This is a genomic window from Brevundimonas diminuta 3F5N (assembly GCF_900163625.1).
GTDB classification, from domain to species: domain Bacteria; phylum Pseudomonadota; class Alphaproteobacteria; order Caulobacterales; family Caulobacteraceae; genus Brevundimonas; species Brevundimonas diminuta_A.
The window spans coordinates 1-25819 of record NZ_FUIE01000057.1 but is presented as its reverse complement, the minus strand read 5'-3'; the positions used below and the strand labels follow the sequence as shown (position 1 = coordinate 25819).

The 25819-nt window shown below is 68.3% G+C and carries 25 protein-coding genes; 14 read left to right on the top strand and 11 right to left on the bottom strand.

Annotation, left to right across the window (positions count from 1 at the left end):
* Positions 1-281 precede the first annotated feature (281 nt).
* Complete coding sequence (locus FM111_RS10880; protein ID WP_087140963.1) at positions 282-470, bottom strand: hypothetical protein; 189 nt, start codon at positions 468-470, stop codon at positions 282-284.
* Between the two features lie 192 nt (positions 471-662).
* On the opposite strand from FM111_RS10880, the gene FM111_RS10875 reads away from it, so the two are divergent.
* Together FM111_RS10875 and FM111_RS10870 are read left to right on the top strand one after the other, a co-directional pair.
* On the top strand, positions 663-1277 hold the full coding sequence (locus FM111_RS10875) for a superoxide dismutase (RefSeq protein ID WP_087140962.1): 615 nt from the start codon (positions 663-665) through the stop codon (positions 1275-1277).
* A 58-nt stretch (positions 1278-1335) separates the two neighbouring features.
* Complete coding sequence (locus tag FM111_RS10870; protein ID WP_087140961.1) at positions 1336-2292, top strand: MBL fold metallo-hydrolase; 957 nt, start codon at positions 1336-1338, stop codon at positions 2290-2292.
* Between the two features lie 7 nt (positions 2293-2299).
* Here FM111_RS10870 and FM111_RS10865 read toward each other — a convergent pair whose 3' ends face one another.
* Positions 2300-3772 (bottom strand): amidohydrolase family protein, encoded by a 1473-nt coding sequence (locus FM111_RS10865; protein ID WP_087140960.1) that lies wholly within the window; start codon positions 3770-3772, stop codon positions 2300-2302.
* A gap of 259 nt (positions 3773-4031) precedes the next feature.
* On the opposite strand from FM111_RS10865, the gene rpsD reads away from it, so the two are divergent.
* From rpsD to FM111_RS10845, 5 genes are all read left to right on the top strand, one after another.
* A complete protein-coding gene (gene rpsD / locus FM111_RS10860) occupies positions 4032-4649 on the top strand; it encodes a 30S ribosomal protein S4 (RefSeq protein ID WP_003169687.1) in 618 nt (205 codons plus the stop codon).
* Between the two features lie 162 nt (positions 4650-4811).
* The gene (locus tag FM111_RS10855) at positions 4812-5207 is read left to right on the top strand and encodes a hypothetical protein (RefSeq protein WP_256968213.1); all 396 of its coding nucleotides are present in this window, start codon (positions 4812-4814) and stop codon (positions 5205-5207) included.
* Between the two features lie 115 nt (positions 5208-5322).
* Entirely contained in the window at positions 5323-7677 is a 2355-nt protein-coding gene (locus FM111_RS10850; RefSeq protein WP_087140958.1) for a bifunctional diguanylate cyclase/phosphodiesterase, read from the top strand.
* A gap of 88 nt (positions 7678-7765) precedes the next feature.
* Positions 7766-7894 carry a hypothetical protein gene (locus FM111_RS16550; RefSeq protein ID WP_003163590.1) on the top strand — a complete coding sequence of 43 codons (129 nt, stop codon included), beginning with the start codon at positions 7766-7768 and terminating at the stop codon, positions 7892-7894.
* A complete protein-coding gene (locus FM111_RS10845) occupies positions 7894-8274 on the top strand; it encodes a hypothetical protein (protein WP_087140957.1) in 381 nt (126 codons plus the stop codon). The genes FM111_RS16550 and FM111_RS10845 overlap by 1 nt, the downstream gene beginning before the upstream one ends.
* Positions 8275-8375: 101 nt before the next feature.
* On the opposite strand, the gene FM111_RS10840 is transcribed toward FM111_RS10845, so the two are convergent.
* Genes FM111_RS10840 through fliI form a run of 3 tightly spaced genes read right to left on the bottom strand, consistent with a single transcriptional unit; the run spans position 8376 to position 11259 of the window.
* On the bottom strand, positions 8376-9446 hold the full coding sequence (locus FM111_RS10840) for an endo-1,4-beta-xylanase (protein ID WP_087140956.1): 1071 nt from the start codon (positions 9444-9446) through the stop codon (positions 8376-8378).
* A gap of 45 nt (positions 9447-9491) precedes the next feature.
* On the bottom strand, positions 9492-9899 hold the full coding sequence (locus tag FM111_RS10835) for a flagellar export protein FliJ (RefSeq protein ID WP_087140955.1): 408 nt from the start codon (positions 9897-9899) through the stop codon (positions 9492-9494).
* A 16-nt stretch (positions 9900-9915) separates the two neighbouring features.
* Positions 9916-11259: a flagellar protein export ATPase FliI gene (gene fliI, locus FM111_RS10830; protein WP_087140954.1), complete on the bottom strand. Its 1344-nt coding sequence runs from the start codon at positions 11257-11259 to the stop codon at positions 9916-9918.
* A gap of 191 nt (positions 11260-11450) precedes the next feature.
* On the opposite strand from fliI, the gene FM111_RS10825 reads away from it, so the two are divergent.
* Positions 11451-12947, top strand: coding sequence for a methyl-accepting chemotaxis protein (locus tag FM111_RS10825; protein ID WP_256968212.1), 1497 nt, complete (start codon positions 11451-11453; stop codon positions 12945-12947).
* Positions 12948-13081: 134 nt separating this feature from the next.
* Here the strand turns inward: FM111_RS10825 and FM111_RS10820 are convergent, their stop codons facing one another.
* Positions 13082-13993 carry an EamA family transporter gene (locus FM111_RS10820; protein ID WP_087140952.1) on the bottom strand — a complete coding sequence of 304 codons (912 nt, stop codon included), beginning with the start codon at positions 13991-13993 and terminating at the stop codon, positions 13082-13084.
* 85 nt (positions 13994-14078) lie between these two features.
* Here FM111_RS10820 and FM111_RS10815 point away from each other — a divergent pair, with 85 nt between their 5' ends.
* The 4 genes from FM111_RS10815 (at position 14079) to FM111_RS10800 (ending at position 17515) form a co-directional block, all read left to right on the top strand.
* Positions 14079-14561: an Lrp/AsnC family transcriptional regulator gene (locus FM111_RS10815; protein ID WP_087140951.1), complete on the top strand. Its 483-nt coding sequence runs from the start codon at positions 14079-14081 to the stop codon at positions 14559-14561.
* Between the two features lie 101 nt (positions 14562-14662).
* Positions 14663-15652 carry a cysteine synthase A gene (gene cysK / locus FM111_RS10810; protein ID WP_087140950.1) on the top strand — a complete coding sequence of 330 codons (990 nt, stop codon included), beginning with the start codon at positions 14663-14665 and terminating at the stop codon, positions 15650-15652.
* A 58-nt stretch (positions 15653-15710) separates the two neighbouring features.
* The gene (locus FM111_RS10805; RefSeq protein ID WP_087140949.1) at positions 15711-16928 is read left to right on the top strand and encodes a DUF2336 domain-containing protein; all 1218 of its coding nucleotides are present in this window, start codon (positions 15711-15713) and stop codon (positions 16926-16928) included.
* Positions 16929-17092: 164 nt separating this feature from the next.
* A complete protein-coding gene (locus FM111_RS10800) occupies positions 17093-17515 on the top strand; it encodes a MucR family transcriptional regulator (protein ID WP_087141050.1) in 423 nt (140 codons plus the stop codon).
* A gap of 96 nt (positions 17516-17611) precedes the next feature.
* On the opposite strand, the gene FM111_RS10795 is transcribed toward FM111_RS10800, so the two are convergent.
* Entirely contained in the window at positions 17612-18064 is a 453-nt protein-coding gene (locus FM111_RS10795; RefSeq protein WP_087140948.1) for a surface-adhesin E family protein, read from the bottom strand.
* Positions 18065-18153: 89 nt separating this feature from the next.
* Between FM111_RS10795 and FM111_RS10790 the strand changes: the two genes are divergently transcribed.
* Positions 18154-19014, top strand: a complete 861-nt coding sequence (locus FM111_RS10790; protein WP_087140947.1) for a WecB/TagA/CpsF family glycosyltransferase — start codon at positions 18154-18156, stop codon at positions 19012-19014.
* 142 nt (positions 19015-19156) lie between these two features.
* On the opposite strand, the gene smc is transcribed toward FM111_RS10790, so the two are convergent.
* From smc to FM111_RS10770, 4 genes are all read right to left on the bottom strand, one after another.
* Complete coding sequence (gene smc / locus FM111_RS10785) at positions 19157-22597, bottom strand: chromosome segregation protein SMC (protein WP_087140946.1); 3441 nt, start codon at positions 22595-22597, stop codon at positions 19157-19159.
* A gap of 10 nt (positions 22598-22607) precedes the next feature.
* Complete coding sequence (locus FM111_RS10780; RefSeq protein WP_087140945.1) at positions 22608-23264, bottom strand: DsbA family protein; 657 nt, start codon at positions 23262-23264, stop codon at positions 22608-22610.
* Positions 23265-23268: 4 nt separating this feature from the next.
* Positions 23269-23907 carry a thioredoxin domain-containing protein gene (locus FM111_RS10775; RefSeq protein WP_087140944.1) on the bottom strand — a complete coding sequence of 213 codons (639 nt, stop codon included), beginning with the start codon at positions 23905-23907 and terminating at the stop codon, positions 23269-23271.
* A 99-nt stretch (positions 23908-24006) separates the two neighbouring features.
* A complete protein-coding gene (locus tag FM111_RS10770; RefSeq protein WP_087140943.1) occupies positions 24007-24570 on the bottom strand; it encodes a DUF721 domain-containing protein in 564 nt (187 codons plus the stop codon).
* A 21-nt stretch (positions 24571-24591) separates the two neighbouring features.
* Between FM111_RS10770 and mutY the strand changes: the two genes are divergently transcribed.
* Positions 24592-25635, top strand: coding sequence for an A/G-specific adenine glycosylase (gene mutY / locus FM111_RS10765; RefSeq protein ID WP_087140942.1), 1044 nt, complete (start codon positions 24592-24594; stop codon positions 25633-25635).
* Positions 25636-25819 lie beyond the last annotated feature (184 nt).

Genomic DNA, 25819 nt, shown 5'->3' with positions numbered 1-25819 from the left:
GGACGGTTGTGGTGGTCGTTGTTGTCGTGGTCCGCTCCCACAGGGTGCAGCCAACGGATGAGCCGCCGTCCGGCTGCGGCGTAGTGCGGCATCGCGTGTCGGCGGAAACGGCGTCTGCGGACCGCACAGGTTCAAGCGGGCCCGTCGAACAGGCTGACAGCGTCAATGCCGCCGTCACGACGACGCAGCATCGGAACATGACGGATCTCCTCGCAATTTCTCGTTCAGCGACTTTGCCCGACTTCGAGCGCTGCGCAAGCGGAGGCTTTGACGGGGTGAGCTTATATTCTAACGTCGAATTGACGCGGCTCGCCCATCCGCCGCTCTCGCGCGGCTTCGTGCAGGGTGTCGGCGAGGTCCAGCAGATGATGGCGTCGAAGGCGCGGAATCACTTCCAGCAATTGCAGGCGCAGACTCTCTGCCTCGGCGTCCGACAGCAGCGCGTTTCGCGAAGAAGCGCGATCAGACATGGCGCATCCCCCTGATAAACGACCTGAAAGACGGTCTGGGGCGTGTGGGAAACGGCTGTTTCGCGCTTTGGGTTCCGAAAAGCGGGTTCACTTCGAGAATTGTGAACAAAGGCGACGTTCAAGGCTTGGGTATGGCGCGCGCGGCCCTAGATAGGGTCCAGAGGAATCAAACGCCGTAAAGAGGAGTCTCCCATGGCCTTCACCCTGCCCCCGCTGCCCTACGCCTATGACGCGCTGGAGCCGGCCATCGACAAGGAGACGATGACCTTCCACCACGACAAGCACCATCAGACCTATGTCGACAACCTGAACAAGTTCGTCGACGCCACGCCCGAGGCGCAAGGCAAGTCGCTGGAAGACATCTTCGCGATCATGTCGAAGCTGCCGAAGCCGATCCGCAACAACGGCGGCGGCGTGTGGAACCACAGCCTGTTCTGGGAACTGCTGGCCCCGGTCGGCACGGGCGGCGAGCCCTCGGCTGAACTGGCCGCCAAGATCGACGCTGAACTGGGCGGCATGGACAAGTTCAAGGCCGACTTCGACGCCGCCGGCGCCGGTCAGTTCGGTTCGGGCTGGGCCTGGCTGATCCTTCAGGACGGCAAGCTGAAGGTCACCTCGACCCCGAACCAGGACAACCCCCTGATGGACGACGCGGCCGAGAAGGGCGCTGTCCTGCTGGCCGCCGACGTGTGGGAGCACGCCTACTACCTCAAGTACCAGAACCGCCGGGTCGACTACCTCAAGGCCTTCTGGTCGGTGGTGAACTGGAACAAGGTCAACGAACTGTACGAAGCCGCTAAGGGCTGATGCAGACCAGACGCCCCGCCGATCTCGGCGGGGCGTTTTTCTTTTGGGGGGGACGATCATGACGCCAACCTTGAAACTGGCCGTCTCGGGCTTGATCCTGGCGGCTCTTGTCGGTGCGGGCGGATGCCAGCGCCAGCCGGAGACGGCGGACAAGGCGAGCCAGGAGGCGACGGTCGCCCCGGCGTCCGCCGATGTTCGTCTCTTCACCGTCGGGGCGCTGCGCCTGGCGGCCCTGCGCGACGGGGTGATCGTCGTGCCCGTGGCTGAAAGTCCGTGGGTCCAGGCGGGCGCGACGGCGGAGCAGGTTCGCGAGCTGCTGACGGCGGGCGGCGCGCCGACGGACGCGGTCCATCTGCCGCTGCAGCCGTTGCTGGTGCGCGACGGCGATCGGGTGGTGCTGATCGACGCCGGGGCGGGCGGTCAGATGGGCACGGCCAATCTGCTGGTCGGTTCGCTGCGGGCCGCCGGCGTCGAGCCGGCCCAGGTGACGGACATTCTGATCTCGCACGCCCACGGCGATCATGTCGGCGGCCTGGTCGACGCTGAGGGCGCCCTGGTCTTTCCCAATGCGATCATCCGCATGAGCGCGCTGGAATGGGACGCGGCCCAGGCTGGGGCCGAAGCGCACGGGGCCGGGCCACTGGTGGCGGCGATCACGCCGAAGGTCGAAACCTTCCAGCCGGGCGCGCAGGTGACGCCCTCGATCCGCGCCGTGCCGTTGAAGGGGCACACGCCGGGCCACTCCGGCTATGAGATCGCCTCCGGCTCCGAGCGTCTGCTCTATCTCGGCGACGCCCTGCACAGCTCCATCATTTCGGTGCCTCGTCCTGACCTGGCCCTGGTCTGGGACAGCGACCGGGCTGCGGGCGTCGCCACGCGCCAGGACATCCTCAAGCGCGGCGCGACGGAGCAGTTGCGTCTGTACGGCGTTCACTTCCCCTTTCCTGGCCTAGGGCGGATCGAGCGCCGGGGCGAGGGCTACGTCTGGGTCGCGGAGGCGGCGCCCGCCGCCTGATCGGCGGTCAGCCGCCTTCTTCCGCCAGAAGCGTCGCCAGCCGCGCCTCGCCGTCCGTGATCGCCTGGCGCTTCAGGGCGTCCGGCGCGTAGGCGCGGCCGTCCAGGATGATGTGACGCAGACGTCGGGTGTCGCGAATGTCCCGCGACGGGTCGCCGTCGACGATCAGCAGGTCGGCGCGGCGGCCCACGGCGATGCGGCCGATGTCGTCGCGCTTCAGGATGTCGGCCGCCGTTCCCGTCGCGGCCGACAGCGCCTGCAGGGGGCTGAGGCCCGCGCGGGTCATCAGCTCCATCTCCAGATGCAGGCCCCCGCCGGGCAGGTTGTAGGCGCCGGCGGGCGTGTCCGACCCGGCGCCGATGCGGCCGCCCAGTTGGGCCAGGCGCGTCATCACGGCCGCGCCGATGCGGGCGTCCTGCCTCGCCTTGTTGTTGCTCTCGGCATTGGCGTGGAAATGCTGATGAACGCCGCGCCATTGCTGATCCAGGCCGTCGCGGACCGTCCCTGCCGCATCGCCCAGCGGCAGGTCGGCCAACACCGGATCGGGCGACTGCGTCTCGGCGGTGAAATGAGAGACGGACAGGGTGGGGACCAGGGCCGTATCCGCCGCCAGCAGGGCGCGGGCTATCTGATCGATCAGCGCAGGATCCAGGCTTTCCGCTTCCAGGTCGCCGCCCAGTCGGCGATAGGCCAGGGCTGCGCCGCTGGCGTGTTCAAGGCTATCCAGACCCAGAGCGGCCGCCTGGAGCAAATCGACGTGCGCGCTGGTGAGGCCGCGGGTCGAGGCCATGCCCAGGTCGGCCATTGTCGGCAGGCCCAGCGCTTTCGCACGTCGGACGGCGGCGGCGAAGGCGTCGGGCGGAAGCTGCTCGTACAGCTTGATCCAGTCGGCCCCTTCGGCCGCCAGGGCGTCGACGGCGACGACGGCCTGCTCGGGCGTCGCGGCGATGAGCAGCTCTATCCCTTCCAGCGAAAGGCCGTCGGCGGCGCGGGCGGGCGAGGGCGCGCCGGGCTTCGCCTCGGGATAGAAGCGTTTGATGATGCTGTTCTCGCCGTCCAGCATCGGCCCGGCCCAGACCAGTCGCGCACGCGGCGCGGGCAGGGCGTTCAGGGCGCGGGCCATCTCTACGGTGGTGTTGGCCGATCGCACCGTCGTCACGCCGGAAGCCAGGAACCAGCCGTAATAATGCGGGCGCGGATGGACATGCAGATCGATCAAGCCGGGGATGATGCTGCCGTCGCCGGCGTCGATGACGGCGGCGTCTTGCGGCGTCGGGCAGTCGGCCGCCCGGCCGACACAGGTGATGACGCCGTCCACGGCCACTACCCGGCCCCCGATGATCGGCGCGGCGCCCGAGCCGTCGATGATCCGACCGGAAACCACCAAGGCGGAGGGCCGGTTGGCGTCGTGCGCTTGCGCCGTCGTCGCCGCCAGAACGGCCAGGGCCGTCGCCGCCGTGAGCCAGAGTTTGCGAGTCATGCCGAAGGCCTCCCGAGCCGTGTCTTCTTATCGTCGGCAACTGCACGGACAGAGGTTGGCGGCTCAAGTTTCCTTTCTGTCATACTGGGATGAAAGGCCGCCGACATTGACTCCTGGCCTCGCCGCCTTCATAAGCGCGCCCTTCTCGCATCGGGTCCCGCCCGAGGCGCGAATTGACTACGGACGATGCGTGAACCGCCGTTGAGATCGCCGCTCCAATCGGGGAGCAGCCGGGCCGCATCATGATGAAGAGTGACACATGTCCAAGCGCCATAGCGCCAAGTACAAACTCGACCGGGCCATGGGTGAAAACCTGTGGGGTCGCGCCAAGTCTCCCGTCAACAAGCGTTCCTACGGCCCCGGCCAGCACGGCCAGCGCCGCAAGTCCAAGGTCTCGGACTTTGGTCTGCAGCTGAAGGCCAAGCAGAAGCTGAAGGGCTACTACGGCAACATCACCGAGAAGCAATTCGCGGCGACCTACGCTGAAGCCGCCCGTCGTAAGGGCAACACCTCGGAAAACCTGATCGGTCTGCTGGAATCGCGTCTGGACGCCATCGTCTACCGCGCCAAGTTCGTGCCGACCGTCTGGGCTGCTCGCCAGTTCGTCTCGCACGGCCACGTGACCGTCGACGGCAAGAAGGTCGACATCGGTTCGTACCGCGTCAAGCCGGGCCAGGTCATCGAGGTCAAGGAAAAGTCGCGCAACATGGCGCTGGTGCTCGAAGCCCAGCAGTCGAGCGAGCGTGACCTGCCTGACTATCTGGAACTGGGCGATCGTGGTTTCTCGGTTCGTTACGGCCGCGTGCCGGAACTGTCCGACGTGCCCTATCCGGTGAAGATGGAGCCGAACCTGGTCGTCGAATACTACTCCTCGTAAGTTCGACGATCCCGCCCGATCCGTCGGGTTGCGGTTCAAGACAAGAAAGAGGCTCCGGCTCGCCGGGGCCTCTTTTTTAATGAGGCACAGCGGCGGTTCCCTTTTGGGCCAAACCAAGGCATGGTTCCTTTTGCTGTCAGGATCGAGCCGCGGGAGGCCGAGATGAGATATCGGATCGCTTTCTGCGCCGTCGTGGCGCTGTCTGTCGCCGCCCTGACCGGATGCGCCCCGAAGCCGGGCGCTCTGGTGCGGACGGAAGGGATGCCGGGTCAGCTGGAGCCGATTCACGCCGCCGCCTTCACCCGCGACCTGGCCGTGTTCCGCGTCAGCTCGAACGGCTGCACCGACAAGAGCGACGTGAAGCCCTTCATCACCCAGCTCAAGGACTCGGCGGTCATCACCCTGCGCCGTCTGGACGAGGATCGCTGCAGCCGTCCGGTCAAGGGCGGGGTGCAGATGGAGTGGACCTTCCAGGAACTGGGCCTTCCGCCCGGCGCCAACGTTCTGGTCAACAATCCTTACATGATGGACGGCGAGGCCGTGGCCGTCAGCCAGTAAGGGCTTAGACGGCTTAAGGGCCGTTTTCTTCAAACTTCATTATTCATATCGAGACAGCCAGGGTTAACGCCTTGGCTTTTAGGACTGTGGACTCCTTTCCTCCACGGCGTCTTCCATGCGTGTCCTGACCTGTCTGACCGACGAGCATCATCTGGGGCTCGTCGCCCTGGCTGCCCTGATCTGCCTGCTGGGCAGCTTCATCACCACAGGGTTGTTGAGACGGATCAGGGAAAACGGAGGGCTGTCGCGCCTTTCGTGGCTGTTCCTGGGGGCCGTCGCGGGCGGGGCGACGATCTGGTGCACCCATTTCGTGGCCATGATCGCCTATCGACCGGGCGTCGAGACGGCCTATGAGCCGATGTTGACGGGCGTCTCCCTGGCGGTGGCGATCCTGGGCGTCGGCCTGGCCCTGGCGACGGCCTCCATGCGCCGCCGTTTCGCCGTCGAGGCGGGCGGCTCCCTGTTCGGCATGGCTGTGGCCGGGATGCACTTCGTCGGCATGGCCGCCCTGTCGGTCGAGGGCGTGGTCCATTGGTCGGCCGTCTATCTGGCGGTCTCCATCGTCGGTTCGGTGGTTTTCGGCGCCCTGGCCTTCCGTCTGGCGTCGGCTGACGATCGTTTCGCGCGGCTGAAGGGCGGGGCGGCCATGGTGCTGGGCATCGTCTGCCTGCATTTCACGGCCATGGCGGCGATGACCGTCATCCCGCTGGGACCGCTGGATGGGATGCTGACCGGCGAGGACGCGCGCCATGTTCTGGCGCTGGGCGTCGCCGGCGTCGGCCTGCTGGTGCTAGGCGCCGGCGCCGCCAGCCACGCCCTGGATCGGGAAGCCCTGGCGCTGAACCGCGAGCGTCTGCAGTATCTGCTCGAGACCGGCGTCGACGGCATGGCGATCGAGCGCGACGGCGTCATCGTGGCCGTCAACGAAGTCCTAGCCGAGCTGGCCGGAACCGACCGCGACAGCCTGATCGGCGCCGACCTGGGGGACTGGGTGCAGGACGCCCACCGTCTCGACGACGGCGCTGTGACCCAGACCATACTGATAGCCGGCGGCGAAGAGATTCCCGTCGAACTGTCGGCCCGCCGCGACCTGACGGCGCGCGGCCGCACCATGATCTACGCCGTGCGCGACCTGCGCGCCCGCATGGCCCAGGAACGCCGCATCGCGCACCTGGCCCGCAACGACAGCCTGACCGGCCTGCCCAACCGCGCCTCCTTCCTGGAGCGGTTGACGCGCCAGAAGCAGACGGCGGCCGAGGGCGAGACCCTGGCTCTGTTCGCCCTGGACCTGGATCGGTTCAAGGAGGTCAACGACCTGTACGGCCACGCGGTCGGCGACCAGCTTCTGTGCATCATCGCCGAGCGTATGAAGGGCGTTCTGCGAGAAGGCGAATTCATCGCGCGTCAGGGCGGGGACGAATTCCTGGCCCTGGCCTCGGTGGCGACCCGCGATGAAGCTCGCGCGGTGGCGGAGCGCCTGCGTCAGGCCGTTGTTCAGACCGTGACTCTCGACCATGCCGACGTGTCGTGCGGTGCCAGCATCGGCGTGTCGCTGTGGCCGGAAGACGCCCATGACGTGTCGACTCTGATCAACAACGCCGACCTGGCCATGTACCGGGCCAAGGCGTCGCTGACCCAGGACGTCTGCTTCTATGAGGCGGACATGGACCAGGCGGTCCGCGCCCGCCGTCGTGTGACCCAGGCCTTGCGTGAAGCGCTCGAAAACGAGCGGTTCGAGCTGCACTATCAGGTCCAGGCTTCGGTCAGCACCGGCAAGGCCACCGGCTATGAAGTCCTGCTGCGCTGGAAGAACGATGAAGGCCGCTACATCTCGCCGGCCGACTTCATTCCCGTGGCCGAGGAGAACGGCCTGATCCTGCCGATCGGCGAATGGGTTCTGCGCCAGGCCTGCCGCCAGGCCGCCGCCTGGGACGAGCCGCATCGCATCGCGGTCAACCTGTCGCCGGTCCAGTTGAGCCACGTCGATCTGCCCCGTCTGGTGCATCAGATCCTGCTGGAGACCGGCCTGTCGCCGTCACGCCTGGAGCTGGAGATCACCGAAACGGCCATGATCACCGACATGGCGCGCACCACCCATGTGCTGCGCCAGCTGAAGGCGCTGGGCGTGAGCATCGCAATGGACGACTTCGGCACGGGCTATTCCTCGCTGTCGACGCTGAAGGCCTTCCCCTTCGACAAGATCAAGCTGGATCGCTCCTTCATGACCGAACTGGACGGCGAGGCGCCGCAGTCGCGGGCCATCATCCGCGCTGTCCTGACCATCGGCGAAAGCCTGTCGATCCCGGTGCTGGCCGAAGGCGTCGAGACCGCAGAGCAGTTGGCCTTCCTGCGCGCCCAGGGCTGCAATGAGGTGCAGGGCTACCTGCTGGGTCGGCCTCAGCCTGAGGCCGACGCCCTGACCCACGGCGCGGCCTGGATCGATCTGCAGGAGACGGCGACCGCCGCGTGATGGGCGGCGATCCTTGCTGATTATTCACATGACCCTGCGACCGGGCGCTGGCAGGGTCCGGCCAAGTTAAAGAAAAGGGACGCGTCTCATGCGCCGCATCATCATCGCCCTGGCCTTGGCGGCCGTCGCCGCGCCGGCTCTGTCGGGTTGCATCATCATCGCCACTGAGAAGCCGACCACGCGCGTCATTCATACGCCGCCGGCGGAAGGCGCCTGATGCGCGGCGCTCTGCTGGCCGTCGGCGTCCTGCTGCCCTTGCTGGGCGGGTGCGTCATCTATTCCAATGAGGGCGGCGAGAAGGTCTCGGTCATTACGGATCGCGATACGGTCAAGACCGAAGCCGTGGAGGCGGTGCGCCGCGTCGACTTCGACGGGCAGCGCCTGAATGTCGTCGTCGGGTCCAACGGATGCACCGAGGCGTCGAGCTTCGAAGTGCAGATCAAGGACTCTGATCCGGCTGAGCTGACGCTGGTGCGCCGCACGCCCGACATGTGCCGCGCGCTCGTGCCCGAAGGCGTGACGGTCAGCTGGACCTATGCCGAACTGGGTCTGGAAACGGGCCAGCCGGTCCGGGTGATCAACCCGATCAGCCTGTAGACGACGCCTTCTCCTTAAGGGGAGGGGCGTTCATCGACGCAGACAGATAGGGGTTGCGGGACCTGGGTCTCGCGGCCCCTTTTTCTTGTCGCGGGCTGTCGTCAGGCGTCGAAGGCGCCGGACAGGACGCCGAACAGCGGGTTCGGCCGACCCTCATCGTTGAACAGCAGGGGACTGTCCCGGCCGTCATCGTTCTCGCCGCGACGCAGCCAGGAGTCGCTGTCGCGCACGCCCCAGACGGTGAAGGCGAACCGCTGGGCGGGCGGCAGGTCCATGAAGGCCTCGGCCAGTTCCGCCACGCGCGCCGTCTGCTGCTCGCGGCGCTGGGCGCGGGAGCGCAGGTCAGGCAGGCGCCCGCCGCGAACCATGGAGGCGTCCAGTTCAGAGACATGGATCGGCAAGCCGAACTGGCGGGCTTCATGCATGAAGCCTGCGATCTGGCCCTTGGGGATTTCGATGTCGAGGTGGGACTGGATGCCGATGCCCTGCACCGGGGCGCCCGCCTTCAGCAGCCGCTCGACCAGGCGCAGGAAGGCCGCGCCTTTCTTGGGCGTGTTTTCGAGGTTGTAGTCGTTCAGGAACAGGGCCGCCTCGGGCGCGGCGATGCGGGCCTGTTCGAAGGCGCGGATGATATAGGCGTCGATCCCGCCCAGACCCCGGCTCCAGACGCAGTCGCGATAGCCGCTTCCGTCATCCTCGACCGGCTCGTTGACCACGTCCCAGCCGACGATTTGGCTGCGCCAGCGCCCGGCCACCTCGGCGATATAGCGGTCATGCTCGGCGATGAAGCGCGCCCGGTCATCGACGATGGCGGTGAACCACGGGTGGTCCTGCGCGTACCAGATCAGGGCGTGGCCGAAGAGGCGGACGCCCAGATCACGCGCGAAATAGGCGATGCGGTCGGGCGCGTCGAAGCGCAGGGAGCCGTCGTCCTGGAGGATGTACTCCATCTTCATCTCCCACTCGGGCGTGAGCTGGGAGAAGTGGGTGGAGACCAGCTGGAACCAGGCCTGATCCGACAACTGGCCGGACATGGCGACAGTGCCGACGGGGAAGGGGGCGATGGCTTTCAGCGCGCGGATGGGGCCGGTCGGGGCGGATGGCGGCGCCTCGCCCGCGCCGCATGACGCGAGCGCGAGGGTCGAGGCCAGCAGGGCGCGACGGTCGATCATGACGCCTCTCCCTCCCGTGAAGCGGAGGGACAAGCTGCGGCTGTCTCAGCCACGGCGGCGCAGGCCCATTTCGTCATAGGCGGCGGCCTCGCGCTTGGCGGCGGCCATCAGCTTGTTCAGCCGGGTGGTCTCGGCGACATGCTCGAACTTCTTCAGTTCCTCGAAGGCGCCGGTCAGGGCGTCGCGAGCGCCGTCCTCTTCGGCGGCGACGGCGGCGACCTCGGCCTCGGCGTCGGCGCGGCGCTGTTTCCAGCCGTTGAGATAGGCCTGCAGCATCATGCCGGAGGACGGGTCATGGCGCGCATTTTCACGTTCGATCTCGGCCTCGGCGTCCAGCACGGCGACGCGCACCTCGGCCTCGGCCTTGCGGGCGCTGATCTCGGCCAGGCGCTTCTGCAGCGTCTCGACCTCATAGTTGGAGATGCGGATCAGGGATTGGGCCCAGGCCGTCATGCGTCGTCTCTCGCGATCATTGGTCCACCATGCCCTGGTTCAGGATGGTTTCAAGTCTGTCGAAACTGTCGGCCAGCCGCGTCACGTCGTCCTTGTCCTGGGTCAAGAAGCCTTCCAGGGCCGGATTCAGGGCGATGGCGCGGTCGACGATGGGGTCGGCCCCGGTGCGATAGGCGCCGATGCGGATCAGCTCTTCCATGTTGGAATAGGCGCTCAGGCACTGGCGCGCGCGGCGGTTCAGTTCGCGCTCGGGCGGGGACTGGTTGCCGGGCATGGTGCGGCTGACGGATTTCAGCACGTCGATGGCGGGGAAGCGGCCGCGCTCCGCGATCTTGCGGTCCATGACGATGTGGCCGTCCAGAATACCGCGTACGGCGTCGGCGATCGGCTCGTCATGGTCGCCCCCGTCCACCAGCACGGTGAACAGGGCGGTGATCGGCCCCGCCTCGGTCCCGTCCGGCCGGATCGGTCCCGGCCCGGCGCGCTCCAGCAACTTGGGCAGTTCGGTGAAGGCGGTGGGGGTGTAGCCCTTGGTCGTCGGCGGTTCGCCCGCCGCCAGGCCGATCTCACGCTGGGCCATGGCGAAGCGGGTGACGCTGTCCATCAGGCACAGCACCTCCAGCCCCTGATCGCGGAAGAACTCGGCCACGGCCATGGTCATATAGGCCGCCTGACGCCGCTTCAGCGCGGGCTCGTCACTGGTGGCGACCACGACGACGGCGCGTTTCAGGCCTTCTTCGCCCAGAGTCTCCTCAATGAACTCGCGGACCTCGCGGCCCCGCTCGCCGATCAGGCCGACCACCACGACATCACAGGTCGCCTGGCGCGCCAGCATGGACAGCAGCACCGACTTGCCCACGCCCGAACCGGCGAAGATGCCCAGGCGCTGGCCCCGGCTGGTGGTGGTGAAGACATCCATCGCCCGCACGCCCAGATCCAGCCGTTCGCCCACCCGGCCGCGCGAATGGGCGGGCGGCGGCGGCGCGCGCAGGGGATAGGGGACAAGGCCCGGCGTCAGCGGCCCCAGGCCGTCGATCGGCTCGCCGAAGGAATCGATGATGCGGCCCAGCCAGGCGGTCGTCGGGCGCACGCTGGCGGCGGCGTTGATGATGCGGATGTCGGCGCCGGGCGCCACGCCCTCGACCGGGCCGAAGGGCATCAGCAGGGCTTTGGCCTCGCGGAAGCCGACGACCTCGGCGGGCAGGGGCGGCTGGCCGCGCCGCTCGATCTCGGCGCGGGCGCCGACAGCCAGACGGGACAGGCCGCCGCGTGACTCGATCAGCAGACCGCTGACGCCCGCCACCTTGCCGGTGACGACCAGCGGGTCGATCGCTTCGACGGCGGCGACAAGATTGCGCAAAGAAGACCCCTGGGCCGCCGGATGCGCAGCCGTTCCCCGCGAACATGCCTCATCATGGTTAATGGGCGGTGAAGTCGGGCATAATTTTTCAACTTATGATTGCGGGTAATAAAGATGAAACCTTTGAAGCGCCGTTGTTATCCGCAGACGTAACTAATCCATCGCCGTTATTCTGAAGGGGAGCGGTTCGGATGTTGAGTGGAAGTCGTCGGCAAAAACAGGCTGCTGATCTGCAGCGGCTCGAGGAACTGGATCGCCGGATGGCGGCGATCGGTCGATCCCAGGCGGTGATCGAGTTCGATCTGGACGGCACGATCCGTGACGCCAACGATAATCTGCTTCAGACCATGGGCTATGGCATGGATGAGATCCGGGGCCAGCATCACCGGATGTTCATGGACCCGATCGAGGCGGCGACGTCTGACTACGCCGCCTTCTGGCGCGAATTGAACGAGGGCCGCTTCGTCGCCCGCAAGTTCCGCCGCATGGCCAAGGGCGGGCGCGAGGTCTGGCTGGAGGCTTCCTACAATCCGGTGCTGGACGAGACGGGGCGGCCGCTGAAGGTGGTCAAGCTGGCCGTCGACATCACCCTGGCCGAACAGGCTTCGCAGCGGGCGGAGCAGGCGCGTATGGCGGCCGAGGCGGCGCAGGCCCGTCTGGTCGGCGCCCTGGCCGAACAGCTTTCACGCCTGTCGGACGGCGATCTGCGCGCCGCCATCGAACAGGAGATGGAAGGCGCCCATCAAGCCGTGAGGGCGGACTTCAACGGCGCGGTGTCCAGCCTCAGGGCGGCGCTGGAGCAGGTGTTGGCGGCGGTGACGACGCTGCGCGGCGGCTCGGACGGGATCAGCCAGGCGTCGGACGACCTGTCGCGCCGCACCGAACAGCAGGCGGCTTCGCTGGAAGAGACGGCGGCGGCGCTGGATCAGATCACAGCCACCGTTCAGCGCAGCGCTGAAGGGGCTCGTCAGGCGGCGTCGGTCGCGTCCAGGGCGCATGCCGAAGCAGGCCGCTCGGGCGAGGTGATGCGCCGCGCGGTCGCCGCCATGGACGGCATCAGCCGCCGCTCGGCCGAGATCAGCGACATCGTCGGCGTGATCGACGAGATCGCCTTCCAGACCAATCTGCTGGCCCTCAATGCGGGGGTCGAAGCGGCGCGGGCGGGCGACAGCGGGCGCGGCTTCGCCGTGGTCGCTTCCGAGGTGCGGGCCCTGGCCCAGCGTTCGGCCGAGGCCGCCAAGGAGATCAAGACCCTGATCGCCGCCTCGGGCGCCGAGGTGGCGCAAGGGGTGGAGCTGGTCGCCGAGACCGGCCGCGCCCTGCAGACGATTGCGGAACAGGTCAATGAGATGGACGGCCTAGTCGCTGAAATCGCCGCCTCGGCTCAGGAGCAGGCCTCGGGTCTGGGTCAGGTCAATCAGGCGGTGAACCAGATGGACCTGGTCACGCAGCAGAACGCGGCCATGGTCGAGCAGACGACGGCGGCGGCTGCCAATCTGAAGACCGAGGCCGAGCATCTGGCCGAACTGGTCGGCCGGTTCCGCACGGGCGCGAACGACGGCGTGGTGCGTGAACTGAAGCGGCCGGAGCCGTCGGGACGCGGCGGCCCGCCGCCGGCGCTGGAGGCGCAGCGCGCCCGCCTGCGCATGGTCAACGGTCCGGAGACGGAAGAGTGGACCGAGTTCTAAGGGATTAGAACAACAGCTTCACGGCCGCCCGCATCAGCAGGGCCAGAACGGCGCCGAAGACCAGACAGGCGATCAGGTTCGGGATCGGCCGTTGCAGCCGGGACAGCAGGAACTTCATCGAAACGCGTCTGTCGTCAGGCGGGGGCGGCCGGATCTTGCAGTGGCTGCGCCTCATCAGAAGGCGAGGTCAGCACGGCGCCGACCGAGGCGGTGATGATGGCGGCGATGGCCAGCCATTGCAGGGTGCTGAGGTGCTCGCCCAGGACGAACAGGCCCGCCAGGGCGCCGATGGCCGGATCGCCGCTGACCGCCACGCCGAAGGTGCGCTTGGGAATGTGGCGCAGGGCGATCATGTCCAGCGTATAGGGCAGGGCGCTGGAGACCAGGGCGACCACCAGGCCGAGGACCAGGATCTTCGGATCGAACAAGGCCAGACCCGCGCCGGCGATGCCGAACGGCACGACGGTCATGGCCGCCACCGACATGCCGATGGCGACCGTGGCGCCGCTGGGCAGATGGCTGACGCGCTTGCCGAAGACGATGTAGCCGGCCCAGAACACCGCCGCCGCCGCTGCATAGGCGCAACCGACCGGGTCCAGCGTCGCCACGCCGCCGTCCAGCGGCAACAGCAGGCCCAGGCCTAGAACCGCCAGGCCGACCCAGGCGAAGTGGATCAGGCGGCGCGAGTTGAACAGGGCGACCGACAACGGCCCCATGAACTCGATCGCCAGCGCCACGCCCAGTGGAATGGTGTTCAGCGCCATGTAGAAGCTGAGGTTCATCAACCCCATGACCCCGCCGTAGATGGCCAGGGCGCGCAGGTCGCTGCGGGTGAAGGCGCTGCGCCAGGGGCGGAAGACCATCAGGAGGAATATGGCCGACAGGCCCACGCGCAGGGCCGCCGTGCCGGCCGGTCCGACCATGGGATACAGCGTCTTGGCGAAGGAGGTGCCGGCCGAAAGGGACACCATCCCGCCGATCAGGGCGAGATAGGGCAAAATGGCCGCGATGCGCGGTGTACGAAGGGCGAGCGTCAGGGAGGACATGGCGCGGAACCTAGCCAAAACCCGCCTGCATTTCTCGCTGATTTCACCTGCCATGATGCAAGAAACAGGCGTATGTTTGCATCAAATGCAAGAAAACATCGATCTCGATTCCTTTGATCGTCGACTGCTGGCCCTGGTGCGGCGCGACAATCTTCAGCCCGCGCGGGTGCTGGCGGAAAAGGTCGGCCTGTCGGAATCGGCGGTGTCCCGACGGCTGCGGCGCTTGCGTGACGAAGGGGTCATCATCGCCGACGTCTCCGTGATCGATCCGGCCCGGCTGGGCCGCGCCCTGACCATGCACGTCCTGGTCGAGATGGAGCGCGAGGGGACGGCCGTCCTGGACGCCCTGATCGACAAGCTGACCGCCCGGCCCGAGGTTCAGGCCGCCTGGTATGTGACGGGGGACACCGACCTGATCCTCTATGTCGTGGTGCCGACGATGGAGGCCTATGAGGTCTTCACGCGCGAAATGCTGAACGACGACGCGCGCGTGCGGGCCTTCAAGACCCTGATCTCGATCCGCGAAGTCCTGCACTTCGATCCCGCCCGCCGCGCCCTGGCGCGATGAGATCGTCTAAAGCCTGCGTCAGAATTCCTGCGCGGGCCTGCTTTGCTCACGGCGTATAAGACTTATCTGTTGAGCCGACACCGCCGCACGGAGACCTTCCCATGTCCGACGCTTCTCAAGCCGCCTATGACGCCAGCCGCCACAAGAAGGCGGGCCGAGGCCGCGTCTATGACAGCATCGTCGACACCATCGGCGACACCCCCCTGGTGCGGCTGCCCAATCTGACGGCGGCGCTGAAGCCCAAGGCCACGGTGCTGGCCAAGCTGGAGTTCTTCAACCCGATCGCTTCGGTCAAGGACCGCATCGGAGTGGCCATGGTCGAGGCGCTGGAGCAGTTGGGCCGGATCAAGCCGGGCGCGACCCTGATCGAGCCGACCAGCGGCAACACCGGCATCGCCCTGGCCTTCGTCGCGGCGTCCAAGGGCTATAAGCTGATCCTGGTCATGCCCGAGAGCATGTCGATCGAACGTCGCAAGATGCTGGCCCTGCTGGGCGCGCGGCTGGAGCTGACGCCCGCCGAAAAGGGCATGAAGGGCGCCATCGCCCGCGCCGAGGAATTGCTGGCGGAAATCCCCGGCTCGGTCAGTCCGGCCCAGTTCGAGAACCTGGCCAACCCCGCGATCCATGAAGCCACGACGGCCGAGGAGATCTGGAACGACACGGCGGGGGCCGTGGACGTGGTGGTGTCCGGCGTCGGCACCGGCGGCACCATTACCGGCGTCGGCCACGCGCTGAAGGCGAAGAAGCCCTCGGTGAAGATGATTGCGGTCGAGCCGACGGCCTCGCCCGTGTTGTCGGGCGGCGCGCCCGGCCCGCACAAGATTCAGGGCATCGGCGCGGGCTTCGTTCCGGCGGTGGTGGATCGCGCCGTCATCGACGGCGTGGAGCAGGTCACGAACGAGGACGCCTTCGACATGGCCCGCCGCGCCGCGCGCGAGGAAGGCATCCCGGTCGGCATCAGCTCGGGCGCGGCCCTGACGGCGGCCTTCCGTCTGGCGGCGCAGGATGAGTATGCGGGCCAGACCATTGTGGCCATCATCCCCAGCTTCGCCGAGCGCTATCTGTCGACGGCCCTGTTCGAAGGGCTGTAACGGCGCTTCCGGCCGCAACTGCACTGCTGGTTAACCGCTGACGCTCTAGGTTGCCGGCATGGGCGAGATCCAGGCCAGTTTGGAAGAGGCGCATGCGCCTCGCAGCCGCACGGCGCGGCAGGTGCTGCTGCGCCGGTTAGCCGATGTCGTCAGCCTGCCGGCCAGCCGGATCAATGCGTTCGAGCGGGCGGTGGCCGGCGATCTTCTGGTCGATGTCCTGCGTCCGGCGCCGCTGGAGGAGCGCCGCCGCGTGTCCCTGCGGCTGGCGCCTCTGGGCGAGTTGCCGGATGCGCTGAAACGCCTGCTTATTCGTGACGAGCCTCAGGTGGCGGCGCCCTTGCTGGAAGATTGCGCCGCTTTGTCGGACGCGGATCTGATCGGCTGCGCGCGAGACGCCACGACCCAGCATCGCATGATGATGGCCGCGCGGCGCGACCTGTCCGAGGCTGTGACGGACACTCTTCTGAGCTGGGGCGAGGAAGCGGTCATCGCCGCCGTCCTGGCCAATCCTTCCGCGCGTCTGACCCAGACCAGCCTCGAGGGCGTGATCGCCCTCAGCCGTTCGTCGCGCGACCTGTGCGCGGCTCTGCTGAAGCGGCCCGAGATGCGGCCCTCCGGCGCCTATGTCATGTTCTGGTGGTGCGGGCCGGCCGACCGACGCCTTATCCTGCAACGCTTCGCCGTCTCGCGCGAAGTGATGCAGACCAGCGTCGAGGATGTCTTCGCCATGGCCGCCGCCGAAGGCTGGAACGATCCTGTGGCGCGCAAGGCCCTTCAGTTCATCGAGCGGCGCCAGAGAAACCGCGCAGCGATCGAGAAGAGTCCCTTTACTGATCTTGAAGCCGCCGTGACGGCCGCCGCGACACAGGGTCTGTCGCGCGAACTGGTCAGTGAGATCGGGTATCTGTCCGGCGTCAAACCGCTGACCGCCGCCAAGATCATGGGCGACCCTGGTGGAGAACCCGTGGCTATACTTTGCAAGGCGACGGGGCTGACGCGGCCTAATCTTCTGGCCTTGTGGCGATCCATGCGTCGACCCGAGACGACCGCTGACGGCGCGGTGCATCCCGACTGGGATCGGGTTCAGCTGACCTATGAAATGTTGGCGGTCGACCGTGCTCAGACAGTGCTGCGTTACTGGAACTGGTCGCTGTCATCGGCCCTGACACCGGCCTTGTTGCGCGCGATCCGGGATGGGGAAGACCAGGCGATCGACGAATACTCGGCGCCTGAGCGTGCGGCGGCTCTCGCCCTGGCGGATAACTTCGGTCGTTGAAATGGCCGTGCCTGTAGAGGCTGAATTCAGACGTTGATTTCGCCTCATGAGCGAGCAACGAGCGTTGCATTGCTTTCAATGTAAAACATAAGTATGAAACTGATCGACGGCAGGTCGATTCAGATCAGTCGATTGAAATTGGGGCATGCAAGAGGCTGATGCAGATGGAAGAAAAACCCGAACTGCTCGAGATGACCGCTGACATCGTGTCGGCCTATGTCAGCAACAACACCGTTTCGGCTGACGCCGTGCCGGGCCTGATCGCTCAGATCCACGCCGCTCTGTCGGGTGTTTCGGTTGCTCCCGTCGAGCCCGAGCCCGAGCCCCAGGAACCGGCGGTCCCGGTTCGCAAGTCGATTACGCCTGACTTCTTGATCTGCCTGGAAGACGGCCGCAAGTTCAAGTCGCTGAAGCGTCACCTGCGCACCAAATACAACATGAGCCCCGAAGAATACCGCGCCAAATGGGGTCTGCCGAAAGACTATCCCATGGTCGCCCCGAACTACGCCAAGGCGCGTTCGGAACTGGCCAAGCAGATGGGCCTGGGCCAGGGCGGCCGCAAGCCGGCCCGCACTTCGCGTAAGTAACGCCTCTACGCGATCAAGACATGAAACGCCCGCTCTTCGATCGAAGGGCGGGCGTTTTGCTGCCAGGCGACCTTCCTGACCCGTAGAGCGAGACGTCTAGTCTTCCAGCATCTGCGCTCGCCCGATGCGCACGGCCTCCGCTGCGCTGCCAACGGTCGGCGATGGCGTGATCGGACTGCAGGCCGCAGCAGCCAGCTCATCTGCGTCGCCGCCAGGAGCAATAGGATAGGGCGGGGCGGTTTCGGCCGTGCGCGGACCCTCCGTCCCGTCAGCCCGCAGGGAGGCGAAGTCGAGGCGATCCGCCGTGCGCGCGGCGCAATCGAACCGCCACCAGGACCAGCCGCCGACATAGGCGACGCCGCCGATCATCATGTCTTCTTCGCTGACCTGAAGCGATCGCATCCGCACGCCGTCGCCATCGGGCGCGATCGACGCCCGATCCGCGAAGACCGCGAACCGCCCTACGCCGGTCAGGGCCAACTCCATCGTCGGTGTTTCCTGGGCGGGCGCGGCGGCGAGAGCGGCGGTCAGCAGCAGGGCGAGGGGCAAGATGACGTCCTTTTACATGACCGAACGGGCGGCGGCGGTTAACCCTGTCCGCATACCCGCCGTTGAAACGGCTGCGCTAGACAGACGTCATGTATCACGCGCCTCACGGTTTCGATCCTTTCGGCCCTCCGCCTGACCGGAGGCGACAAGCCCGTGCGCCGTTTCGTCAGACGCGCCGTCCCGAGGAACGGATCACCCTGCTGGGCGAGCCGGTCGATCTGGTGCGCCCGGAGGAGGTGCTGCTGCACCTCGAACGCAGCGTGGAGGCGGGCGTGCAGAGCGTCGTCGCCAACCACAACCTGCACAGCCTCTATCTGATCCGGCGCACGCCGGGGATGCGGCGCCTGTACGACGCAGCCGACCTGATCGAGTTGGACTCGACGCCGCTGATCCATTTCGCTCGCCTGCTGGGCCATCCGGCGCGGCCGCAGCACCGCTGCACCTATCTGGATTGGCGCGACCATTTCTGGAGCCTGGCCGACCGCAAGGGCTGGCGTATCCTCTATGTCGGCGGGGCCGACGGCGTGGCCGAGGAGGCGGCGCGGCGGCTGTCCGTCCGCTATCCGGGCGCGATGGTGAAGGGGCTCAGCGGCTATTTCGACGCCACGCCGGGGTCTTTGGGCAATACGGCGGTGTTGGCGGCGATCAAGGACTTCGCCCCGACCGTGCTGTTCGTCGGCATGGGGATGCCGCGTCAGGAACTGTGGATCGCGGACAACCTGGCCTCCCTGCCGGCGGTTCCGATCCTGCCGGTCGGCGCCGCCTTCGACTATGAGGCCGGGGTGCAGAAGGCCGCGCCCCGCTGGATGGGGCGCCTGGGCGTCGAATGGCTGTTCCGCCTGTTCGCCGATCCGAAGCGGCTGTTCACCCGCTACTGCGTCGAGCCGTGGTTCCTGATCGGCCCGGCGCTGGGCGACGTGCGCACAGCCATGCGGCGCAGGAAGCACTGACTTTTTCCTCCCCATTTCATGGGGAGGGGGACCGCGCAGCGGTGGAGGGGCCTTGCGACAGCGGAATCAAGCGGCCCCTCCGTCTCGGCTGCTGCGCCGCCGATCCACCTCCCCATTTCATGGGGAGGAGAGGCGCCGCGCCCTACGCCGTCACGATCTCTTCGGCCTGATCCAGGTCGACGCTGACCAGCTGGCTCATGCCGCGTTCGGGCATGGTGACGCCGTAGAGGCGGTCCATTCGGCTCATGGTCACCGGGTTGTGGGTGATGACGATGAAGCGGGTGTCGGTGCGCGAGCGCATCTCGTGCAGCATCCGGCAGAAGCGGTCGACATTGGCGTCGTCCAGCGGGGCGTCCACCTCGTCCAGCACGCAGACCGGCGCCGGATTGGCCAGGAAGACGCCGAAGATCAGCGCCGCCGCCGTCAGGGCCTGCTCGCCGCCGCTCATCAGGCTCATCACCGACAGCCGCTTGCCGGGCGGGCAGGCGTAGATCTCCAGCCCCGCCTCCAGCGGATCGTCGCTCTCGACCAGCTTCAGCTCGGCCTGACCGCCGCCGAACAGGGCCTCGAACAGGGTCTTGAAGTTGGTGTTGATGACGTCGAAGGCGGCGATCAGCCGCTCGCGCCCCTCGGCGTTCAGTTCGTCGATGCCGTCCCTGAGTTTCGCGATCGCCTGCGTCAGGTCGATGCGCTCGGTCTTCATGGCGCTGAGCCGGTCGCCGTATTCGGCCGCCTCTTCCTCGGCGCGCAGGTTGACGGCGCCCAGCGCCTCGCGCTCGCGCTCAAGGCCGTAGAGCAGGCTCTCGGCCCCCGCCGCGTCGGGCGGGCGGGCGATGGCGTCGTCGGTCAGCTTCCGGCCCAGCTCCTCGGGCGACATCTGCGCCGTCTCGCGGATGTTGGCGGCGCTCTCGGTCAGTTTTTCGGCGGCGGCCTCGGCGCGGGCGGACAGGCCCGCCCGGCTCTCGCGGGCCTGAGAGGCGGCGGTCTCGGCGGCGCGCGCGGCGCGGTCGGCCTCCTGCGCGTCCGCTTCGGTCACGGCCACGGCGTCGGTCGCCGCCTGCTTGCGCTTCTCGGCCTCGGCCAGAGTGTCCATCAGGGCGTTGCGCTGCTCGGCGAAGCCGGCGGGGGCTGCCTCTGCTTTTGTCAGGGCGCCTTGCGCCTTCTCCGCATCGCGTTCCAGCGTCTTGAGGCGGGCGCTGCTGTCGCCGGATCGCGTGACCCAGCCCTCGCGGGCGCGGGTCAGACTGCCCAGCCGCTGTTCCCGCATGGCGCGGTCGCGGGCCTCCTCGTCGCGGGTCGAGCGGGCGGCCTGCGCCGCCAGACGGGCGCGTTCGGCGCCGCCGCGCGCCTCGGTCAGTTCCTGACGCAGGCCGACGACGACGTCGGAGGAAGACTCGACCGAACTGGCTTCGGCGAAGGCGGCTTCAGCCTCCTGCACCTCGCCGTCCAGCCGGGCGACGCTCTCGTCCAGCGACTGGGCGCGGGCCTCCTTGCGGGCCTGATCGCGCATCAGGGACTCCAGCCGGTCGCGGGCGGAGACGACCTGCTTGTCCAGGGTGAAGGGGCGCAGGCGCGCGGCCTTCACCTCTTCCTCGGCGGCGCGGAAGGCTTCGCCCGCGGCCTTCAGCGCGCCTTGCGCCGTCTCCAGCGCAGGCTTGCCGAGGTCGATCTCGGCTTCCAGCTCCGACAGGCGGGTGCGCTGGGCCAGACGCACGGCGGCGGGGCGGGGCGCCTCGGCGCGGCTGATGAAGCCGTCCCAGCGATAGAGGTCGCCCTCGAGCGTGGTCAGGCGCGCGCCGCGCGGCAGGGCGCGGGCCAGTTCGGCGATCCGCTCGCGCGGGGCCACGCCGCAGAAGGCCAGACGCGCCGCCAGTTGATCCGGCGCCGTCACATGGGCGGACAGGGGCTCGACCCCTTGCGGCCAGTCCGGCGGCGTGGCCTCGGCGCCTGCCCAGTGCGCCGGAGCGCGGGCGTCCAGCGCGGCGTCCAGATCATCGCCCAGCGCCGCCGCCAGCGCGGCCTCATACCCCTTGGCCGCCGACACCCTGTCCAGCGCCGGAGGGTGCTCGCGCTTGCCTGTGACCAGCAGTTGCGCCAGCCCGCGCGCCTCGGTCTGCAGACGGCCCAGCCGGTCCTCGGCGGCGCGGGCGGCGGTGCGCGCGTCCTGCTCGGCGCGGGCGATGTCGCTGCGTTTCGCCTCGGCGGCCTCAACGGCTTCGCGCGCGGCGGCCAGTTCGGCCTGAGCGGTTTCCAGAGCCGTGCGCGCGGTTTCGATCTCGGGCGTCTCCAGCGGGCCGAGGGCCTCGCGTTCGCGGCGGGCCTGTTCGTGCTGACCCTTCACGCGCGCCAGTCGGGCCTCGGCGTCGCGCTTCCTCGCGCTTTCGGCGTTGGCGCGGGCCTCGACGGCGGCCAGCGTCCCGGCCAGCCGCTCAACCTCGGCGTCGGCGGCCTTGCGCGCGTCCTCGGCTTCCAGCAGGGCGCGTTCCAGTTCGGGGCCGCGCTCGGGGGCGGCGGCGATCTCGGCCTTCAGCTTTTCCAGTTCGCGGTCCAGCCGTTCCAGCTCGCGCCCGGCGTCGGCGGCCATGCCGTCTTCGCGCACGCGGTCGGCCTCGATGCGGGCGACCTCGGCCTTCAGGCGGTCGACCTCGGCACGGGCGGCCTGTTCGGCCATGTCCAGCCGGTCGCGCTCGATGATGGCGCGGTTCAGCAGGGCGGTGGCGACCGCATCTTCCTCGCGCGCCGGCTTCAGGCCTTCCTGCGCGTTCAGGGCCGCCGTCTGCGCTGCCGCCGCCGCCGTGGTCGTTTCGGCCACCAGCCGGTCGGCCTCGCGCAGTTCAGCTGCCGCCGTCTCGGCCGCCGTCTTGGCGTCCGTCCAGCGGACGTAGAGCAAGGCCGCCTGCAGGGCGCGGATCTCGGCCGAGATCTTCTTGTACTTCTCCGCCTGACGCGCCTCGCGCTTCAGCTTGTTCAGCGTCGACTCCAGCTCCTTGCCGATGTCGTCCAGCCGGTCGAGGTTGGTTTCAGCCGCTCGCAGCCGTAGCTCCGCCTCATGGCGCCGGGTGTGCAGGCCCGCCACGCCCCCGGCTTCTTCGAGGATGCGGCGACGGTTCTGAGGCTTGGCGGCGATCAGTTCGCTGATCTGGCCCTGACGCACCAGGGCCGGGCTGTTGGCGCCGGTCGAGGCGTCAGCGAACAGCAACTGCACGTCGCGCGCCCGCACCTCCTTGCCGTTGATGCGATAGGTCGAGCCGCGCCCGCGCTCGATCCGGCGCGAGACTTCCAGCATGGGGCTGTCGGTAAAGGGCTGGGGCGCGCGCTTCTGGGCGTTGTCGATGGTCAGCTGGACTTCGGCGTGGTTGCGCGGCGGGCGGCCCGCGGCGCCCGCGAAGATCACATCCTCCATGCCCTGACCGCGCATGGCCTTGGCCGAGTTGGCGCCCATGACCCAGCGCAGGCTTTCCAGCACGTTCGACTTGCCGCAACCGTTCGGCCCGACGATGCCGGTCAGTCCGGCCTCGATCTGCACCTCGGCCGGGTCGACGAAGGATTTGAAGCCGACGAGCCGGAGGCGCTGGAACTGCATCGCGTCTCGATCAGCGCGCCCGGATCAGCGGGTCGATGGCCGCCGACAGGGCTTCCAGCGAATGGTCGCTGACCCGCCTGCCGTTGACGAAGAAGGACGGCGTGCCCGTCACCCCTGCCGCCACGGCGCCGTCGACCTCGGCCTGAAGAGCCTGGCTGGTCGCGGGGTTCTTCATGCAGGCTTCGATCTGCTCCTGGCTGCGGCCGCTGGTGGCGATGGCGGCGGCGAACCAGTCGCGGGCGTCGCCTCTTTCAAAGGCGGCGGCCTGGCCGCTCATCAGGCTGTGAGCCACGTCGAAGAAGCGGTTCGGGGCGGCGCAGCGCGCTATGCCCGCCGCCGTCGCCGCGATCTGGGCCGGGGGCGTGGGCATGTCGCGGAACACCAGGCGCACCTTGCCCGTGTCGATGTAGCGCGCCTTGAACTGCGGCAGGACGTCGTTGGTCCAATGCGCACAGTGGTTGCAGGTGAAGGAGGCGTACTCGATCACCGTCACCGGGGCGTCGGCCCGGCCGAGCACGCGGTCGGCCGCCGTGACGGCGGGCACGGCCGCCGTCGCAGAGGCGCGCGTTACGGCCGGATCGAGCGCCGCCGAAGGGCTGGCGACGGCGACCGCCGCCAGGGCGGCTGCGCCTAACAGGGCTTTGAGAGTCAGGCGCGACCGCAGCATCGGCTTACTTCGCCAGCTCGGCGTCGATGGCTTCGGACAGGCCCGAGAGCGAGCTGTCGGCCACCTTCACGCCGTTGACGGTGAAGTAGGGCGTGCCGGTCACGCCGGCGCTGATGCCGGCCTGGATGCGCTTCTCCATGGCCTCGATGGCGGCCTTGTCGCGGATGCAGTCGTTGATCTGCTGCTCGCTGAGGCCCGCCGCCTGGCCGGCGCGGAACAGGGTCGTGCGGGGCTGGACGCCCGCCAGCCATTCCTTCTGGCTGGCCATGATGTCGTGGACCACGTCGAAATACTTGTCCGGCCCGGCGCAGCGGGCGATCAGGAAGCCGGCGACGGCGATGTCCTGCGGCGGGGTCGGGAATTCGCGGAAGACGAAGCGGACCTTGTTGTTGTCGACATACTTCGTCTTGAACTCGGGCCAGACTTCCTCATTCCAGGTGGCGCAGTGGCCGCAGGTGACGGAGGCGTATTCCACGACCGTGACCTTGGCGCCCTCGGGCGCGCCCTTGGCCATGTCGCCCGCGACCTCGCCGCTGCCGGCGCCGCCGCCCGAGCAGCCCGCCAGCACGGCCATTGAGGCCAGGGCGGCGGCGGACAGGGCCGCACGGCGGCTCATGGCGGCGTATTTGTAGATCGGGGCCATCGGCTGGTCCTTGTCAGAAATGAGATTCAGAAACGTCGCGCGATTCGCGCGCCCAGGCGAAATCGTCTGACTGTCGAGAACGCTGATGGCGAAGGTTTGTCAACGCCCCTCGTCGCGCGGCGGCTGCGACAGCACGGCGCGGCCCAGCTTGTTCAGCGCCGCCTTCAGTCCGTCCGGCGCCGCCTCGACCGAGGCCTTCAGTTCGGCTTCCGTCGCAGCGGGCAGGGGCGGCAGGACCGCGCGACCACGCGGGCGGGACTTGGCGCCGGCGACAGGCAGGGGCTTCACCGGCCCCTGGGCGATGCGCAGCTTCTCGACGGAGCCTGCGCCCAGGAACAGGTTCACGCGCTGGATGATGTCGGCCGACTGATGCTGGACCAGCAGGGCGGCGGGACCGGCGACGCGCAGCTCCAGCGTTCCGCCTGCATTGCCGCGCCCCTTGGTCAGCTTCTGCGGGCGGGTGACGCGGGCCAGACGCTCGCCCACGATCTCGACCCAGCGCGGCTCCAGCGCCGAGGCGCCGCGCCCGAACTGGGCGTCCAGCTTCTTGATCAGCGGCGCCAGCGACCGCCCCGCCGGGGGCGGCGGGCGCAGCTGCGGGCGCGTCCGGCGTCGTGCCAGGATTTCGCGCGCTTCGCTTTCGGTGGGCAGGGGACGACGCATTCGTCCTATATAGCCTGACCCATGCCCGACGTCCCCTCTCTCCGCGCCGCCTTGCTCGATTGGTATGACGCCCATGCGCGCAGCCTGCCGTGGCGCGCGCCGCCGAGGGCGAAGGCGAAGACCGAGCCCTATCGCGTCTGGCTGTCTGAGGTGATGCTGCAGCAGACCACGGTGCCGCACGCGGCGCCCTATTTCGAACGGTTCACAACGCGCTGGCCGACGGTCGGCGACCTGGCGGCGGTCGAGGACGCCGAGCTGATGGCCGCCTGGGCGGGGCTGGGCTACTACGCCAGGGCGCGCAATCTGCTGGCCTGCGCCCGCGCTGTGGCGGCCGAGCACGGCGGGGTCTTCCCGCAGACCGAGGCCGAGCTGCTGGCCCTGCCGGGGGTGGGCGCCTATACCGCCGCCGCCGTCGCCGCCATCGCCTTCGACCGGCCGGCCAACGTCGTCGACGGCAATGTCGAGCGGGTGATGAGCCGCCTGTTCGCGGTCGAAACGCCTCTGCCCGCCGCCCGGCCTGAACTGCGCCGCCTGGCCGCCCTGTTCGTCGACGACCACAGGCCCGGCGACTGGGCGCAGGCGCTGATGGACCTCGGCTCTGGCGTCTGTCGGCCCCGGTCGCCGCTGTGCGACCAGTGTCCTTTGACCTTCGGCTGCGAGGCGCTGAAGACGGGGGCGCCCGAACGCTATCCGTTGAAGACGAAGAAGGCCGAGCGGCCGCATCGGCGCGGCCACGCCTATGTGCTGACCGATGAGGCGGGGCGCGTCGCCCTGGTGCGGCGGCCGGACAAGGGGCTGCTGGGCGGCATGGCGGGCCTGCCGACCTCGGATTGGGGCGCGTCGCCAGAGTTCGCTCCGCCGATGGAAGGCGACTGGCGAGCGGCCGGATCCGTCGAGCACGTCTTCACCCACTTCAGCCTGACGCTGGATGTGCATGTAACGGAGGGGCAGGGCGGCGACTTCCTCTGGACCTCGGTCGATGAGGCGGCGAAGGCCCTGCCGACCGTTTTCAGGAAGGCGCTGGAGCGGGGGCTGGGAATGCTCTCGCGGCGGGAGAGGGCTTGAGCGCGCCGTCCAAACCCTTCTCCCCTTGAGGGAGAAGGTGGCAGGCGGAGCCTGACGGATGAGGGGTGTGAGCGTGCCCTATCCGAAACCTGCACTACGCGAAGTCGCCAATGGTCTGCCATCGCGCCGACACCCCTCATCCGTCAGGCTCCGCCTGCCACCTTCTCCCTCAAGGGGAGAAGGA